This is a genomic window from Nesterenkonia sp. YGD6 (genome assembly GCF_022565895.1).
Taxonomy (GTDB): domain Bacteria; phylum Actinomycetota; class Actinomycetes; order Actinomycetales; family Micrococcaceae; genus Nesterenkonia.
Genome location: NZ_JAJOYY010000001.1, coordinates 613,103 through 628,648, shown reverse-complemented (window position 1 = coordinate 628,648; position 15,546 = coordinate 613,103). Strand labels below are relative to the sequence as shown.

The 15,546-nt window shown below is 67.7% G+C and carries 13 protein-coding genes; 7 read left to right on the top strand and 6 right to left on the bottom strand.

Annotated elements, in window-relative coordinates; translation table 11 throughout:
* Positions 1–79: 79 nt before the first annotated feature.
* The 4 genes from LTI14_RS02800 to LTI14_RS02785 all read right to left on the bottom strand — a co-directional run bounded on the left by LTI14_RS02800 (position 80) and on the right by LTI14_RS02785 (position 5,792).
* Positions 80–982, bottom strand: coding sequence for a transporter substrate-binding domain-containing protein (locus LTI14_RS02800; RefSeq protein WP_241463750.1), 903 nt, complete (start codon positions 980–982; stop codon positions 80–82).
* Positions 983–1,315: 333 nt separating this feature from the next.
* Positions 1,316–1,912, bottom strand: a complete 597-nt coding sequence (gene recR, locus LTI14_RS02795; RefSeq protein WP_241470215.1) for a recombination mediator RecR — start codon at positions 1,910–1,912, stop codon at positions 1,316–1,318.
* Between the two features lie 48 nt (positions 1,913–1,960).
* On the bottom strand, positions 1,961–4,726 hold the full coding sequence (locus LTI14_RS02790; protein WP_241475740.1) for a DNA polymerase III subunit gamma and tau: 2,766 nt from the start codon (positions 4,724–4,726) through the stop codon (positions 1,961–1,963).
* 22 nt (positions 4,727–4,748) lie between these two features.
* The gene (locus LTI14_RS02785) at positions 4,749–5,792 is read right to left on the bottom strand and encodes an acyltransferase family protein (RefSeq protein ID WP_241475739.1); all 1,044 of its coding nucleotides are present in this window, start codon (positions 5,790–5,792) and stop codon (positions 4,749–4,751) included.
* A 271-nt stretch (positions 5,793–6,063) separates the two neighbouring features.
* Between LTI14_RS02785 and LTI14_RS02780 the strand changes: the two genes are divergently transcribed.
* The 4 genes from LTI14_RS02780 (at position 6,064) to LTI14_RS02765 (ending at position 10,603) form a co-directional block, all read left to right on the top strand.
* Entirely contained in the window at positions 6,064–7,428 is a 1,365-nt protein-coding gene (locus LTI14_RS02780; protein ID WP_241463754.1) for an MFS transporter, read from the top strand.
* 159 nt (positions 7,429–7,587) lie between these two features.
* A complete protein-coding gene (locus LTI14_RS02775) occupies positions 7,588–8,682 on the top strand; it encodes an ABC transporter substrate-binding protein (RefSeq protein ID WP_241463756.1) in 1,095 nt (364 codons plus the stop codon).
* Positions 8,683–8,859: 177 nt separating this feature from the next.
* Positions 8,860–9,810, top strand: coding sequence for an ABC transporter permease (locus LTI14_RS02770; RefSeq protein ID WP_241463757.1), 951 nt, complete (start codon positions 8,860–8,862; stop codon positions 9,808–9,810).
* A gap of 1 nt (position 9,811) precedes the next feature.
* On the top strand, positions 9,812–10,603 hold the full coding sequence (locus LTI14_RS02765) for an ABC transporter ATP-binding protein (protein ID WP_241463758.1): 792 nt from the start codon (positions 9,812–9,814) through the stop codon (positions 10,601–10,603).
* A 133-nt stretch (positions 10,604–10,736) separates the two neighbouring features.
* Here LTI14_RS02765 and LTI14_RS02760 read toward each other — a convergent pair whose 3' ends face one another.
* Entirely contained in the window at positions 10,737–11,375 is a 639-nt protein-coding gene (locus tag LTI14_RS02760) for an HD domain-containing protein (protein WP_241463759.1), read from the bottom strand.
* Positions 11,376–11,498: 123 nt separating this feature from the next.
* Here LTI14_RS02760 and LTI14_RS02755 point away from each other — a divergent pair, with 123 nt between their 5' ends.
* The 3 genes from LTI14_RS02755 to LTI14_RS02745 are packed head-to-tail and all read left to right on the top strand — an operon-like array spanning position 11,499 to position 14,450.
* Positions 11,499–12,704, top strand: a complete 1,206-nt coding sequence (locus LTI14_RS02755; protein WP_370642669.1) for a thiolase family protein — start codon at positions 11,499–11,501, stop codon at positions 12,702–12,704.
* Between the two features lie 4 nt (positions 12,705–12,708).
* Positions 12,709–13,572: an enoyl-CoA hydratase/isomerase family protein gene (locus LTI14_RS02750; protein WP_241463760.1), complete on the top strand. Its 864-nt coding sequence runs from the start codon at positions 12,709–12,711 to the stop codon at positions 13,570–13,572.
* Positions 13,569–14,450: a 3-hydroxyacyl-CoA dehydrogenase family protein gene (locus LTI14_RS02745; protein WP_241463761.1), complete on the top strand. Its 882-nt coding sequence runs from the start codon at positions 13,569–13,571 to the stop codon at positions 14,448–14,450. The genes LTI14_RS02750 and LTI14_RS02745 overlap by 4 nt, the downstream gene beginning before the upstream one ends.
* A 59-nt stretch (positions 14,451–14,509) precedes the next feature.
* Here the strand turns inward: LTI14_RS02745 and LTI14_RS02740 are convergent, their stop codons facing one another.
* A complete protein-coding gene (locus tag LTI14_RS02740; protein WP_241464422.1) occupies positions 14,510–15,427 on the bottom strand; it encodes a sugar-binding transcriptional regulator in 918 nt (305 codons plus the stop codon).
* Positions 15,428–15,546 lie beyond the last annotated feature (119 nt).

The following is a 15,546-nucleotide window of genomic DNA, read 5'->3' as shown; positions in this document are numbered from 1 at the left end:
TCCCCTTTTTGGTTTACTCGTTGGCGGTGGGCCGCCTTGTTGCCCCCCCCACCACCGTGGGGTGTATGAGACTCTCAGCTCAGTCTTCGATGTCCTGGAGTGCTTCCAGGTCGCCTTCGCAGAGTGCCTCGGCGGTCAGGTCGGCGGGCGGGACCTCTGCCTCGGTGAAGCCGTATTCGCCGATGATCTCCAGCAGCTCGCCGCTCTCCTTGAGCTCTGCGAGGTGCTCGTTGTATTCCTCGAGAAGCTCCGAGCCCTGTGGGAAGACGGTGGAGCCGGCGCCGTACTGCATGACGCCGTCCATGTCGTGGACGAAGCCCTCGGTGACCTCGACGCCGTCCATCTCACCAGCCATCTCGCTCAGCGAGATCGCGGTCAGGGCGAACACGTCCGCGCGACCACCGGTGACCATGTCCACGCCGTCGTCCGCGGTGCCCACGCCTTCAGCGTCGATGCCCAGGGCGTCGACGTAGCCGGCTTCGACGCCGGAGGACAGGGTGGCCAGCGTGATGTCCTCGCCGGATTCAATCGCCTCGGCGACGTCGTTGAGATCTTCCACGCCGTAGGGGTTGCCCTCTTCCACCAGCAGTGCGGTGGTGTACATGATCTCGGGCTCGGCGAAGGCAGCCTCTTCACAACGCTCGGGAAGAATGGACATGCCCGCGGAGACGGCCTCGTAGCGATCCGCGTTGAGGCCCGGTATGAGGCTGTCCCAGTCGGTGACCTCGGCCTCGATCGTGTAGCCCATCTCGCCGAAGATCTCCTCGGCCAGGGCGATCGTCGCGCCTTCGGGCTCCGCGTCGTCATTGAGATACGAATAGGGCTCTTCGCCGGCGATGGCGACGGTGATGACGTCCTCGCCGCCGCCTTCGGCTTCGCCGTTCTCGGCCTCATCATCGCCGCCCCCACAGGCGGTCAGAACCAGCAGTGCGGCGGCGCTCACGGCGCCTGCGCGGACTGCCATGGAAGTCTTGTTCCTCATCAGTGCTTACCTCATCCTCTGGTGTGCGTCTGGTGCGAGTCAGTCCGGCACCATGCTGCAAAACAGCACAGAACCGCCCTGTCCCAATACGCTAGACCGGTAAAGAGGATTTGGAAACTGATTTCTTGCCAGACGACAACGCTCGGCGGCTTCCAGCGGACCGTGGAATGGTCGGAAGAATCCCTCACGGTGATCCGCTGATGACCCGCGCTTCCCAGACGTGACTAGGACAACAGGGCAGACGAAAACGAACGGAAATACGACGGCGAAGAAACCTGGGTATTACCTGATCACGCTTGCATAACTATCTGGATACGGGGTGTCGGACCCAGGTCAGGACATCACGGTGCGGCCTTCGAAGGCCCGCCCGAGGGTGACGTCATCGGCGTATTCCAGGTCTCCGCCCACCGGAAGCCCCGAGGCCAGACGGGTGAGCTTGATGCCGATGGAGCCGAGCATCCGGTAGAGATACGTGGCGGTCGCCTCGCCTTCGAGGTTCGGGTCGGTGGCCACGATGACCTCGGTGATGGTGTCGTCGGAGAGCCTGCTGAGCAGCTCGCGGATGTGCAGCTGGTCGGGGCCGATCCCGGCGATCGGATTGATGGAGCCGCCCAGCACGTGATACTTCCCGCGGAAGGACCGGGTGCGTTCGATCGCCATGACGTCCTTGGACTCTTCGACCACGCAGAGCAGGCTGGGATCGCGTCGGCTGTCCTGGCAGATCCGGCAGGTGGTCTCCTCGGAGACGTTGAAGCAGATCGCGCAGAACTTGACCTTCTCCTTGACCGTGGTGATCGCATCGGCCAGGCGCTTCATGTCCTCGCCGTCGGCCTCGAGGATGTGGAAGGCCACGCGCTGCGCCGACTTCGGACCGATGCCGGGAAGTCGCCCGAGTTCGTCGATCAGATCTTGGACTGCGCCTTCATACACGGTGTGGACGAGCCTTCCTTCAGGGGTGGAGATTCAGTCTAACCGGGCTCACTCGTTGAGTCGGCGTTCCTCCAGCAGGGTGGCTCCCAGGTGCTTCTCGAAGGCCTTGCGTCCGAAGACGCCGGAGTGCTCCAGCGGGACATCATCCTCACTGGCCACATCCTCCGGCTCAGCCTGAGCCCACGACGGCGGCGCGCTCTGGTCGTAGTCGCTCGGCGGGCCTGAGTCCCAGGCCGGGTCCGGGGGTGGAGCCGGCTGTGAGGGGTGGTCAGCAGGGGGTTCGGACGGCGGAGCCGACGGTGATCCGCCCCCGCCGCGCTGGGCCAGCCGACGGCGGATCTCCGCCGCGCGACTGGGCGCACCCCCGCCGGGCGGGCCGGCGGTGCTCCCTGCGGCGGTGTGCTGCGCTGGCGCGCTGTCCTGTGCTGCTGCGCTGTCCTGCGGGTCGGCGCGCGAAGAGACTGTGCCAGGGGAGGCGTCCCCCGCTGCGAGCACGTCAGCCGGGGCGCTCCAGCGTGGGCCGGTTCCCGCGCGGCGGGCGAAGGCCGGGACCGGTGACTTCTCGGCGAGGGGCCGATAGGCGTCTTCGGCGTCGGGCTTCAGCGCCGACGCGTCGCTGCTCAGGTGCGCAGCCGCTTCGGGGGAGACCGCGGAAGACGCAGCTGCGCGGGAGTCGGCCGCGGCCGATTCCTCGGGATCGTTGGAATCGGGGTCGGTCGGGTCAAGATCGGCCGCATCGGGGTCGCTGGACCCGGCGGCTGTGTTGAGATCGGCGGAGGCGTTGGATTCGGCGGGGTGCTCAGAGGGCTGGTCTGCCGGCTGTTCCGGCGGGGCCTCGGCGAACCCGGGGTCGTAGGGCTCGGGCGGCTCCTCCTGGACCCAGGCAGGGGTGTCATCCCCAGGCCGGGCCTCCTGTGGAGCGGCCGCCGGGCTCAGCCGGCGGTCAGCTTTTGGGCCCCCACCACCGCCTGCCGAGGATGTGCCTCCGGTGACGAGCTTGAAGCGGACCTTCATGCCCAGCACGTCTTCGATCGCGGCGTTCATCGCCTGCTCGCCGTTGCGGTTGGCGAACGTGGTCCGTGCGCCCTCATTGGCGAAATCGAGGCTCAGGGTCTGCCCGTCGAAGCCGCCGACGCTCACATTGCCCTTGACCAGCATCCACAGCATGCGCGACTGGGACTTCAGCGAATCCACGATGTCGGGCCACGCCCGGCGCATCATCTCGTCCGTGGACCCTCCCGCAGCTGATGCGGGCGGCGACGCCGCAGCAGGTTCGCCAGCACCCGAGGGGGTCGGTGTCGCATCCGGCGAGGCCGCAGGCTGGCGATCATGCGGCTGAGATGCTTCTGGCCGAGGCCCTTCCGGCTGAGGCGTGTCCGACTGACGCGTGTCTCCGGCAGGCGGGCCCGCCTGCCGCCCGGGGGGTGCGGCTGCGGGGCGAGGATCGGAGGCCGCTGCGCTCTGCGCGGGGGCGGCCCACTTCGGATCGGCCGGGGCCTGCGGCTCAGCACGATCTTTCGACCCTGAGCCGGCTTCCGGCGCTGAGCTTGCGTCCGGCGTCGAGCTGGCGCTGCCGCTCTGACGCGGGGCGTCGCCGGCGTCGTCGCCGGCTGTGTCCGCCTCGGCGTCGGGCGTCACACCGGCTCCGGCGGCGAAGTCGAGCCGACGTTCGACGCGTTCGAGCCGTGCGGCCACCGAGGCGTGGCCCTGCTCGGCATGGGGCAGCAGCAGTCGAGCCATCAGCAGTTCGAGGTGCAGCCGCGGGGAGGTGGCGCCGACCATGTCGGTGAGCGCCTGGGCGCTGATGTCGGCCGCCCGGGAGAGTTCTGCGGAGCCGAGCTGGCCGGCCTGGGTCTGCATCGAACGGATCTGGTCCTCGGGGACCCCGCGCAGGATCGCGCCGGGGTTCTCCGGCACCGACTTCACCACGATCAGATCGCGCAGCCGTTCCAGCAGGTCCTCGACGAAGCGTCGGGGGTCCTGTCCGGACTGGACGACTCGATCCACCACCGAGAAGGCGGTGGCACCGTCGAGCGCCGCCACGGACTGCACGACCTCGTCGAGCATGGTGGCGTGGGTGAAGCCCAGCAGCGCCGTCGCCCGGTCATAGTCCAGGGTGCGCTCGGCGGAACCGGCGATCAGCTGGTCCAGCACGGAGAGGGTGTCGCGCACCGAGCCGCCGCCGGCGCGGATCACCAGGGGCAGCACGCCGGGGGCGACGGTGACACCTTCCTGGTCGCAGAGCCGGTGCAGGTACTCCATCAGCGGCTCGGGCGGGACCAGTCGGAACGGGTAGTGGTGGGTGCGCGAGCGGATGGTCCCGATGACCTTGTCCGGCTCGGTGGTCGCGAAGATGAACTTGATGTGCTCCGGGGGCTCTTCGACGATCTTCAGCAGCGCATTGAAGCCCGCGGCGGTGACCATATGGGCCTCATCGATGATGAAGATCTTGTAGCGGTCGCGCACCGGGGCGAAGGTCGCGCGTTCGCGCAGATCACGGGCGTCATCGACGCCGCCATGGCTGGCGGCGTCGATCTCGATGACGTCCAGGGAGCCAGAGCCGCCCGTGGCGAGGTCCAGACAGGAGTCGCAGGTCCCGCAGGGGGTCCCGGTCGGGCCCTGTGCACAGTTCAGGCAGCGGGCCAGGATGCGGGCAGAGGTGGTCTTGCCACAGCCGCGCGGACCGGAGAAGAGGTAGGCGTGGGAGACCGCGTCCTTGCCCAGGGCCGTCATCAATGGTTCGGTGACGTGCTCCTGCCCGATCACCTCGGCGAAGGAGTCGGGACGATAGCGGCGATACAGGGCGGTGCTCACAGTGTGAAACCTTATCTGCTTGCTAGGACATGCGCATGCGGTCGGAGTCCTGATCTGAGCCGAGGTCCGGCACGCCGCCCCCAGCGCGCCCCGCGCCAGCGTCGGGGTCGCGCTTCCGAGCGGCGAGGCGGGCGGTCACTCGCTGATTGCCCGGGACGATGTAGAGCCAGCTGGTCCATGGCCGCAGCCACACCACGACCAGGCTCAGCAGCAGCCCGCCCACCGTGCTGATCGCGACATGGAGCACCGGGTCCACGCCGACCTCGCTGAGTCCGCGGTGGATCAGGATGATGATCGGGAAGTGGCAGACATAGACCACGATGGAGTTGCGTCCGACCCATTGCAGAAAGCTGTTGACCTTGCCGGCGGGTATTCGCGGCGCCACCCACAGGATGACCGCGATGCCGATCACGGCGGTGGGGGCCGCATAGAGGCTGCCCGCCCGGAACTCGCGGCTCTCCAGCCCGTGATGGGCCAGCAGGGCCATCACCACGCCGAGCGCCGCGATCAGCAGCCAGGGTGCGGTGGCCCAGCGCTGCAGGATCCGCGCGCAGGCCGCACCGAGGAAGAAGAAGGCCCCGTAGTAGAGCGTGCGGGTGACCAGCGAGTTGTCCACCTCGGTGAAATGCCGGGTGACGACCATGACCACGAACACGACGACGGCCAGTCCACTCAGCAGCTGCGGCCGGGACACCAGCGGCTTGAGCAGCATCCCGAAGATGTAGCAGAGCGTCAGCGCCATCAGGAACCAGAGATAGTCACCCGTCAGCCAGTACTGCAGCCTGCCGGGCCCGCCGCGGTAGATCAGCACGCCGAATCCGACCAGCCAGATCATCAGCGGCCAGATGAGGCCGGCGAACTTCCCCCAGAGGTAGGTGGCTGAGGATTTTGTCAGCGAGCGCGGCAGCAGGGTTCCAGAGAGGAACATCAGCAGCGGCATCCGGAACGGCTCGAGGTAGAGGTTCAGCTGGATCCACTGATCCACGCCGAGCCCGTTGGCCCGAGGAATGTCGGACCCGTGGAGCACCACCACCAGCAGCACGGCGACGCCGCGCAGCAGATCCATCCACCGCATGCGAGGGGAGGTGTCAGTCAGTGGCTGGGACATGGTCCTGGGAACGGATCTCTCGTGAGGGGCCGGGTGCTGCATCGCCGCACCCTGGCGCGAGGAGACGGTGATTTCACTGTAACGGACGACGTTCGCACTGATCACCCCACTGACCAACCGTTCGGTCATTAATTCTGGTACATTAGCGCTCATGCCAGTGACCTGAGTCACAGGCACAACCCAGGAATCACTCGTGCGTCACCTGACGTGTTCAGCCTTTGGAGCAGATATGAGCCAGACCACCTATCTCAGCAGCGAGGGGCATGACCTGACTCGTGAAGAGAAGAAGGTCCTTGCGGGAACCCTCGTCGGCACCACCATCGAGTGGTACGACTTCTTCATCTATGCGCAGGCCGCTGGCTTCGTGCTGGCGGTGCTGTACTTCGAGCCGCTCGGCGAGGACAACGCCGCGCTGGCGCAGATCGTCGCCTGGGCCTCGGTCGGCATCTCCTTCCTCTTCCGCCCGCTCGGCGCGATCCTTGCCGGCATGGTCGGTGATCGGTACGGCCGCAAGGTGGTCCTGGTCATCACGTTGATGGGCATGGGCGGAGCCACCGTGCTCATCGGCCTGCTGCCCACCTATGCGAGCTGGGGCATCCTGGCGCCGGTCCTGCTCATCGTGCTTCGCGTGCTGCAGGGCCTCTCGGCCGGCGGCGAATGGGGCGGCGCGGCACTGCTCGCCGTCGAACACGCCCCCCGGCACAAGCGCGGACTCTTCGGCGCATACCCGCAGATCGGCGTCCCGCTGGGCATGCTGCTGGCCACCGGATTCATGTTCGCGCTCAACGCCATGACCACCGAGGAGCAGTTCCTCGAGTGGGGCTGGCGCGTGCCGTTCCTCTTCTCCTTCGTGCTGATCATCGTGGGCTTCCTCATCCGGCTGAAGGTCGACGAGTCCCCGGTCTTCCTGGAGATGAAGGAGCGCAAGAAGGAATCCTCGGCCCCGCTCAAGGAGCTGGTGACCACGCACAAGAAGTACACCTTCCTTGCCGCGCTGATCTTCGCCGCGAACAACGCCGCGGGCTATCTGGTGATCGCCTTCTTCGCCGCGTACGGCGTGAACACGCTGGGCATGGATCGCAACGACACCCTGATCGCCTCGCTGATCGGCGGCGTCGGCTGGTTCATCTTCACGCTCTTCGGCGGTTGGATCTCCGACCGCATCGGACGCGTCAAGACCTTCCAGATCGGCTACGGCATCATCATCGTCTGGGCGATCCCGATGTGGTTCCTGCTCGACACCGCATCGCTGCCGCTCTTCGCCCTGGCGATCTTCATCCTGACCATCGGTCTCGGCCCGTCCTACGGCCCGCAGTCGGCGCTCTACGCCGAGATGTTCCCGGTCAACATCCGCTTCTCCGGGGTGTCGATCGGCTACGCCCTGGGCTCGATCATCGGCGGCGCCTTCGCGGCCACCATCGCGCAGACGATCCTGAACACCACCGGACAGTCCTGGCTGATCGGCCTCTACATCGCGATCCTGGCGATCATCTCCTTCATCGCCGTCTCGATGGTTCCGAAGAAGCTCCAGGGGATCAATCTCAACGACGACAGCGAGCGCGAGGAATTCTCGGTCATGCCGGGATCGCGCTGACCTGCTGACTTATCAACCTGGAGCGGATAATCTCTGTTCCACACCGCGGAGACGCGGTGATCACTCGCAGCACCAGCAGCACCAGCAGCACCTGAATCACGCACAGCATCACACCGGTGAACCCCACCGGTGAATGACGCACCAAGATGAGGAGCAACTATGCGATCACGCAGCACAACCATGAGGCTCTCCGCGGCGGTTGCCGCCACGGCACTGATGCTCACCGCCTGCGGCGGGGACACCGAGGGCGAAGACACCGAGGGCGAGGCCGGCGAAGAAGCCGGCAGCTACTCGATCGGCATCACCCAGATCGTCGCCCACCCGTCCCTCGACGAGGCGCGCGACGGCTTCAAGGCGGCCTTCGAGGACGCAGGCGCCGAGGTGGAATGGGATGAGCAGAACGCCCAGGGCGAGCAGGCCACCGCCAGCAACATCGCCGGCACCTTCGCCACTTCGGACATGGACCTGATCCATGCGATCGCCACCCCGACCTCTCAGGCCGCGGCCCAGGCGATCACCGACAAGCCGATCGTGTTCTCCGCGGTCACCGACCCCGAAGAAGCCGGCCTGGTGGATTCCTGGGAAGAGCCCGGCGGCAACATCACCGGCGCCTCAGACCTGAACCCGGTGATGGAGCAGTTCGAGCTGCTCCAGGAGATCGCACCCGACGTCGAGACCGTGGGGATCGTCTACTCCTCCGGCGAGACGAACTCCGCCGTGCAGGTGGAGCTCGCCCAGGAGGCCGCCGACGAGCTCGGCCTGGAGATCCAGGAGGCGACCGTCTCGAACTCCTCCGAGGTCCAGCAGGGTGTGGAGTCGCTCAACGTCGACGCGATCTGGGTCCCGACCGACAACGCTGTCGTCTCGGCGCTGGAGTCCGTGCTGCAGTACGGACAGCAGAACAGCATCCCGGTGATCGCCTCCGAGGGTGACTCGGTCATCCGCGGCTCGGTGGCCACCTACGGCATCAACTACGCCGCCCTCGGCCGCCAGGCCGGCGAGATGGCGCTGCGGATCCTCGAAGACGGTGAGGACCCGGCAACCATGGCGGTGGAGACTCAGGAGACTCTGGAGCTCATCGTCAACCCTGAGGCAGCCGAGGCCATGGGCGTCGAGCTGGACCAGGAGCTGCTTGACCGCGCCGACGTCGTCGTCGGCGAGGACGTCGAAGCCGAGGACCCCGCTGAGGCCGACGAGGCCGAGGGTGACGAGGACGCAGAAGACGAGGACACAGAAGAGGAAGAGGACGAGTAGACCCGCACGGGTGACTCGACTCGACCCCCTACGGCCGCCTCAGGCGGCTATGACTGACAGATGACCACCAGGCCGGGCGCCGGAACAGCCGCACCAGGCTGCACCGGCGCCCGTCGCCTGAGTGGACGTGGACCCGCCGACGGCCGTTGATCCGGCTGCGACGACAAATGAGGACACATGATCACAGCATTCGAGCTCGGGCTGATCTACGCGATCATGGCCCTGGGCGTGTACCTGACCTTCAGGATTCTTAACTTCCCCGACCTGACCGTCGACGGGTCCTTCACCTCCGGTGCGGCGACGGCGGCGATCCTGATCACCAACGAGGTGGACCCGTTCCTGGCCACCGCCGCGGCCTTCGTGGTCGGCAGCCTCGCCGGGATGATCACCGGCCTGCTGCACACCAAGGGCAACATCAACGGGCTGCTGGCAGGCATCCTCACGATGATCGGGCTGTACTCGATCAACCTGCGCATCATGGACGGGGCGAACGTGCCCCTGCTGGGCCAGGACACCGTCATCTCCATGATGCGCGGATTCACCGGCGTGGGCTGGACCTCGGTGGCCGTGCTCGCCGCCGTCGCGCTGATCTTCAAGCTGATCATGGACTGGTACCTGCAGACGGACAACGGGCTGGCCCTGCGCGCCACCGGTGACAACGAGCAGATGATCAGCTCCTTCGCGGTCAGCACCGACCGGCAGAAGATCATCGGACTCATGCTCTCCAACGGGCTGGTCGGCATCGCCGGCGCCGTCGTCGCCCAGCACCAGGGATTCGCCGACATCGGCATGGGCATCGGTCTGATCCTGGTCGGACTGGCCTCGGTGATCGTCGGCCAGGCCATCTTCGGCAGCCGCAGCGTCATCCAGGCCACCCTCGCCGTGATCCTCGGCGCCGTGGTCTACCGCCTGGCGATCCAGCTCGCGCTCAACGTCGGACTCAACCCCAACGACATGAAGCTGATGTCCGCGGTGCTCGTCGTCGCGGCCCTGCTGCTGCCCCAGTGGAAGGGCTTCTCGAAGCTGAGCCTGCGCCGCAAGGGCCCCTCGCCGCTGGCCGACGCCGCCGCCCCGCTGACCACCTCAGATGCGCACCTGTCCAAGACTTCGGCAGAGAAGGGAGCCTGACATGTTGAACATCGCCTCAGTCTCCAAGACGTTCTTCCCCAACACCGTCAACGAGCGCCGCGCGCTGGTGGACGTGAACCTGGAGCTCAAGGAGGGTGACTTCGTCACCGTCATCGGCTCCAACGGCGCGGGCAAGTCCACCCTGCTCAACACCGTGGCCGGACGCATCCACCAGGACACCGGCGTGGTCTCCCTCGACGGCACCGACGTCAGCAGGCTCAAGGAGCACCAGCGGGCCGCGCAGGTCGGCCGGGTCTTCCAGGACCCGATGGCAGGCACCGCCCCTAACCTCAGCATCGAGGAGAACCTCTCCCTGGCGGACCGCCGCGGGCGTCCGCGCGGGCTCTCCCGCGGGGTGACCAAGTCGAAGCGCGATCGCTTCGCCGAGGCGCTGAAGCAGCTCGAGCTGGGCCTGGAAGGACGGCTGAAGACCAAGGTCGGGCTGCTCTCCGGCGGACAGCGCCAGGCGCTGAGCCTGCTCATGGCCACGTACTCCGACCCTCGCGTGCTGCTGCTCGATGAGCACACCGCGGCCCTGGACCCGCAGCGCGCGGAGCTCGTCACCCGGCTGACCAGGAGTGTGGTGGAGGACAAAGGTCTGACCACGCTGATGGTCACGCACAACATGGTGCAGGCGCTCGAGGTCGGCAACCGGCTGATCATGATGCACGAAGGCCGGATCATCCTCGACGTCGGCGCCGAGCAGAAGGCCCAGATGACCCCGCAGGACCTGCTCGCCGAGTTCGGCAAGCTCAAGGGTGCTGTGGTCGACGACAAGACGCTGCTGCAGTAGGGCGGCGCGCACACCGGATCGACCAGGCGCACACTGGGTCGACCAGGGACTGACACTGGGCTGAGGCCGGGCAGATGATGCTCAGCCTCAGCCCGGTGCTCGTTCCGGGCCCCTTCTTGGGATCAGCCGGCGCTCACTCGGCCCAGGGCGAGCTGCGGATGACCTCGACGAAGTCCCCGCGCTCGAAGCCGGGCATGAAATGGGCGAGCACATCGGCCTTCACGTTGCCGAAGGTGGTCTCCGGGCGGTCCTTGAGCCCCTCGGTGAACGCCGCGAGGATCTGATTCTTGAAGTCCGGCCGGGGATGGGCCTCGACGACGGCGGCCCGCTGCTCATCGGTGATCGCGTCATAGCCCAGGCCCAGCACGTCGAGCTCGACCCCACGGGTCACCAGCGCGACCTCCGGATCCATGTGAAGCGGGATCTCCGGGGTGGTGTGCAGCGCGATGCCGTTCCACACCTTCTGCGCGTCCTCCGCGGCGATGCCATGGCTGAGCAGGAAGCGGCGGGCCTCATCGGCGGCGTCGATCTCGAATCGCTGGTCGGTCCGCCGGTAGGTCTCGGTGAGCCCCAGATCGTGGAACATCGCGCCGATGTAGAGCAGCTCCGGGTCTGCGCTGGTGCCCAGCTCCTCGCCGCGCAGCGACCCGAAGAGGTAGACCCGGCGAGAGTGGTGGAAGACCAGCGGGGCGGCCACGTCGCGGACCAGCTCGGTCGCCTCGCGCGCCATCGTGGAGTCGGGAATGGTGATGCCTGCAATGATTTCGCTCATGTTCCCCATTGTGGACCAGGGTGGGGGTCGGCCGGGGATCATGCTGTGATTGACCACACAGTGCACTCATGGAAGAGTGACAGGTGAACGATCGGTCAGTTATTCCTGTGAAAGGCGCATGACGTGGCGATCAGCCCTGTATATCTTGTCTCCGGCACCCGCACTCCCGTCGGCCGCTACGGCGGCGCTCTGTCCTCGGTACGTCCCGATGACCTCGCCGCCCTGGTGGTGCGCCAGGTGGTCGAGGAATCCGGCATCGACCCGGCCCACGTCGACGAGGTCATCCTCGGCAACGCCAACGGCGCCGGGGAGGAGAACCGCAACGTCGCGCGGATGGCGTGGCTGCTCGCCGGCTTCCCGGACAGCGTTCCGGGCATCACCGTGAACCGGCTCTGCGCCTCCGGGATGAGCGCGATCTCCCAGGCCCAGCACATGATCGCCGCCGGAGCCGCCGACATCGTCGTCGCCGGGGGAGTCGAATCCATGTCCCGCGCCCCCTGGGTGATGGCCAAGCCCACCACCGCCTTCGGCAAGCCCGGAGAGGTGGTCGACACCTCCATCGGCTGGCGGTTCCCCAACCCCAAGTTCCAGGCCATCGAGAAGCGCACCTTCTCCATGCCCGAGACCGCCGAGGAGGTCGCCCGGGTCGAAGGCGTCACCCGTGAAGACGCCGACGCCTTCGCCGTCGAGTCCCAGCGCCGCGCGCTCGCCGCGATCGACGCCGGCCGGCTGGCACGGGAGATCACCCCGGTCGAGGTCCCCGGACGCAAGGGCGCGATCACCGTGGTGGACACCGACGAGGGCCCCCGACGCGGGATCACCGCCGAGACCCTCGCCGGGCTTCGCCCCGTGGTCGCCGGCGGCTCCGTGGTCACCGCGGGCAACGCCTCCTCGCTCAACGACGGCGCCTCCGCGGTGATCGTCGCCTCCGAGGCCGCCGTGGAGAAGTACGGGCTGACCCCGCGGGCGCGCATCGCCGGCGGTGCCAGCGCAGGACTCGCGCCGGAGATCATGGGCATGGGCCCGGTCCCGGCCACGGCTAAGGCGCTGGACCGCGCCGGCTGGGGGATCGCGGACCTCGGCGCCGTGGAGCTCAACGAGGCCTTCGCCACCCAGTCCCTTGCCAGCATGCGCCGGCTCGGCCTGGACCCCGGAATGGTCAACGCCGACGGCGGAGCGATCGCGCTGGGCCACCCGCTGGGCTCCTCCGGCTGCCGGATCGTGCTGACCCTGGCCCGGCGGATGGAGGACGAAGGCGTGGCCCGCGGGCTCGCCACCATGTGCGTGGGCGTCGGCCAGGGCGCCGCGCTGCTGCTGGAGAAGGCCTGAGCCCATGAGCGCACCAGATCCCACGCTGCTCGACGCAGCGGACTTCAGCACGCTGACGATCACCGAGTCCGCGGACCGGCTGCACGCCCAGCTGGACCGCCCCGAGGTCCGCAACGCCATCGACGCCACCATGATCACCGAGCTGCACGCGGTCTGCGCACACCTGGAGCACCACCCGAAGGTGCTGATCCTCTCCGGCACCGAGTCCGGCGGCAAAGGCATCTTCGCCTCCGGGGCTGACATCGGACAGCTCAGAGACCGACGACGCGCGGACGCGCTGCGCGGAGTCAACTCCACCGCCTTCGAACGCCTGGCCAAGCTGCCCATGCCGGTGATCGCCGCACTGGACGGCTACGCCCTCGGCGGCGGCGCGGAACTGGCCTGGGCCGCCGACTTTCGGCTCGGCACCCCTGCGGTGAAGATCGGCCAGCCCGAGACCGGGCTGGGCATCATCCCGGCCGCCGGGGCGCTCTGGCGGCTGCGTGAGCTCACCGGTGAGGGCGTCGCCAAGGAGATCCTGCTCGCCGGGCGCATCCTCGACGCCCAAGAGTCCCTGGACCACGGGCTGCTCAACGCGGTGCACCCCGCCGCAGAGCTGCTCGACGCCGCCCACGCCCTGGCGGACCGGATCGGCAGACAGGACCCGCTTGCGGTGCGAATCAGCAAGCAGGTCTTCTCCATGCCGCGCGAGGCCCACCCGCAGGTCGACAACCTCGCCCAGGCGATCCTGTTCGAGTCCGAGGCCAAGTTCGAACGCATGCAGGCCTTCCTGGACCGCCGCGAGGCCAAGACCGCGGCGAAGGACGCAGAGAAGACCGCGGCGAAGGCCGATCCCAAGCCAGCACAGACATCAGGAGACCACGGATGAGCACCTCGACCGCAGCGACACAGCCTTTCCCCGCCACCGTCGGAGTGCTCGGCGGAGGCCGCATGGGGGCTGGGATCGCCCACGCGTTCCTCATCGCCGGAGCCGAAGAGGTCGTCGTCGTCGATGTCTCAGAGGCAGCGGCCCAGACCGCCGCCGCGCGGATCACCAAGGATCTCCAGGCCTCGCTGAGCCGGGGGAAGATCGACGGCGAGCTTGCGAGCTGGGCAGACCGGCTCACCGCCACCGCCGATGTCACCGCGTTCACCCGCTGCGGCCTGGTGGTCGAAGCGGTGCCCGAGGATATGGCGCTCAAGGTCGATTCGCTGCGCCGGGCCGAGGCGCAGCTGACCCCGGAGGCCTGGCTGGCCACGAACACCTCCTCGCTGTCCATCACCGCGCTGGCGGAGCACCTGCAGCGGCCCGAGCGGTTCTGCGGGCTGCACTTCTTCAATCCGGTGCCGGCCTCGAAGCTGGTGGAGGTGGTGCTCGCCGAGCGCACCGGCGAAGAGCTCGCCGCGCTCAGCCCGCGCTGGGTCGAGGCCCTGGGCAAGACGCCCGTGGTGGTCAAGGACGCACCCGGCTTCGCCTCCTCCCGGCTGGGAGTGGCGATCGGGCTCGAAGCCATCCGGATGGTCGAAGAAGGCGTGGCCGCTCCGGCCGACATCGACAACGCGATGGTGCTCGGCTACAAGTTCCCGATCGGGCCGCTGGCGCTGACCGACATCGTCGGCCTCGACGTGCGGCTGGGGATCGCTGAATACCTGGAGTCCCAGCTGGGCGAGCGTTTCGCTCCGCCGCAGCTGATGCGCGAGATGGTGGCCCGCGGCGAGCTGGGACAGAAGTCCGGCAAGGGCTTCTACGACTATCCCGAGGCCTGAGCCTCAGGTCCTGATCCCGCAGGTCCTGACCCCGCAGGTCCAGATCGCGAGCGGCGGGATCAGCGCGACGCATCCTGGACCAGCCATCGCGCCGTGGCCTCATCGAGGATGAGATCAGTGGGCAGCCCGGCAGCCAGGGCCCCGCGCAGGCCGCTGATCTTCGCCTCACCCGAGACGATGCAGATCCGCCGCGGCACCTGTCGCAGCAGCTCCAGGTCCGGTCCCGTGCTGCGCTGATTGATCAGCAGGTCACGGTGGCTGCCGTCGGCGCGGAAGAACATGGTCGCCACGTCTCCGACCACCCGCTCCGCGTCCAGCGCGCGCAGGTCCGCCTCATCGAGGTACCCGCCCGAGTACACGTGACTGGGGATCCCGGAGTTGGTCGAGCCGACCCCGAAGATCGCCATGGTCATGCGTCGCTGGAGCTCGAGGATCCTCAGCACGCTGCGTTCGGCCCACATCGCGGTCTTGGTGTCGGCGTGATCGAAGAAGGCCGGGACCGGAAACTGCTCGACGCGGGCGCCATAGGCGTGACCGAATCGGCGCAGGATCTCACTGGCATAGGCGATCCCCGTGGTCTGGGTGTTCCCGGCCCCGTTGAGCTGCACGATCGTGCTGTCGTGGGTGATCCTCCGGCTCAGGTGCTGGCTCACGGCGCTGAGCGTGGAGCCCCAGGCCACGCCGATGATCGCATTGGAATCGACCAGGGGGCCTATGGTCCGGGCCGCCTGGATCGCCACCCGGTCCAGCGACTCTGAATCACTGACCAGATCCGAGACCGGCACGACATGGGCGTCCACTCCGAAGCGTCGCCGGATCTCGTTCTCCAGAGACGGTGCCCGGTGCGCCGGGTTATTGACCTGAATCTCGACCAGACCGGTGTCTCGCGCCATCGAGAGCAGGCGGGAGACCGTGGACCGCGAGGTCATGAGCTCCCGTGCGATGGCGTTCATCGTCAGGTCCTGGAGGTAGTACATCTGCGCCGCGCGCAGGGCATCGCCGCTCCTGGAGCGTGCGGACTCCGCGGTGGATGAACGTGCAGCGGGCTGAGATCTGTCGTCCCCTGGCGATGTGTTGATGATCAATCCTTCCGTAG

Excerpts from the sequence above, each read along its gene's own strand:
- LTI14_RS02800 (WP_241463750.1), bottom strand. The coding sequence starts at position 982 with ATGAGGAACAAGACTTCCATGGCAGTCCGCGCAGGCGCCGTGAGCGCC.
- LTI14_RS02785 (WP_241475739.1), bottom strand. The coding sequence starts at position 5,792 with ATGGATCTGCTGCGCGGCGTCGCCGTGCTGCTGGTGGTGGTGCTCCAC.
- LTI14_RS02780 (WP_241463754.1), top strand. The coding sequence starts at position 6,064 with ATGAGCCAGACCACCTATCTCAGCAGCGAGGGGCATGACCTGACTCGT.
- LTI14_RS02775 (WP_241463756.1), top strand. The coding sequence starts at position 7,588 with ATGCGATCACGCAGCACAACCATGAGGCTCTCCGCGGCGGTTGCCGCC.
- LTI14_RS02770 (WP_241463757.1), top strand. The coding sequence starts at position 8,860 with ATGATCACAGCATTCGAGCTCGGGCTGATCTACGCGATCATGGCCCTG.
- LTI14_RS02765 (WP_241463758.1), top strand. The coding sequence starts at position 9,812 with ATGTTGAACATCGCCTCAGTCTCCAAGACGTTCTTCCCCAACACCGTC.
- LTI14_RS02760 (WP_241463759.1), bottom strand. The coding sequence starts at position 11,375 with ATGAGCGAAATCATTGCAGGCATCACCATTCCCGACTCCACGATGGCG.
- LTI14_RS02750 (WP_241463760.1), top strand. The coding sequence starts at position 12,709 with ATGAGCGCACCAGATCCCACGCTGCTCGACGCAGCGGACTTCAGCACG.
- LTI14_RS02745 (WP_241463761.1), top strand. The coding sequence starts at position 13,569 with ATGAGCACCTCGACCGCAGCGACACAGCCTTTCCCCGCCACCGTCGGA.
- LTI14_RS02740 (WP_241464422.1), bottom strand. The coding sequence starts at position 15,427 with ATGTACTACCTCCAGGACCTGACGATGAACGCCATCGCACGGGAGCTC.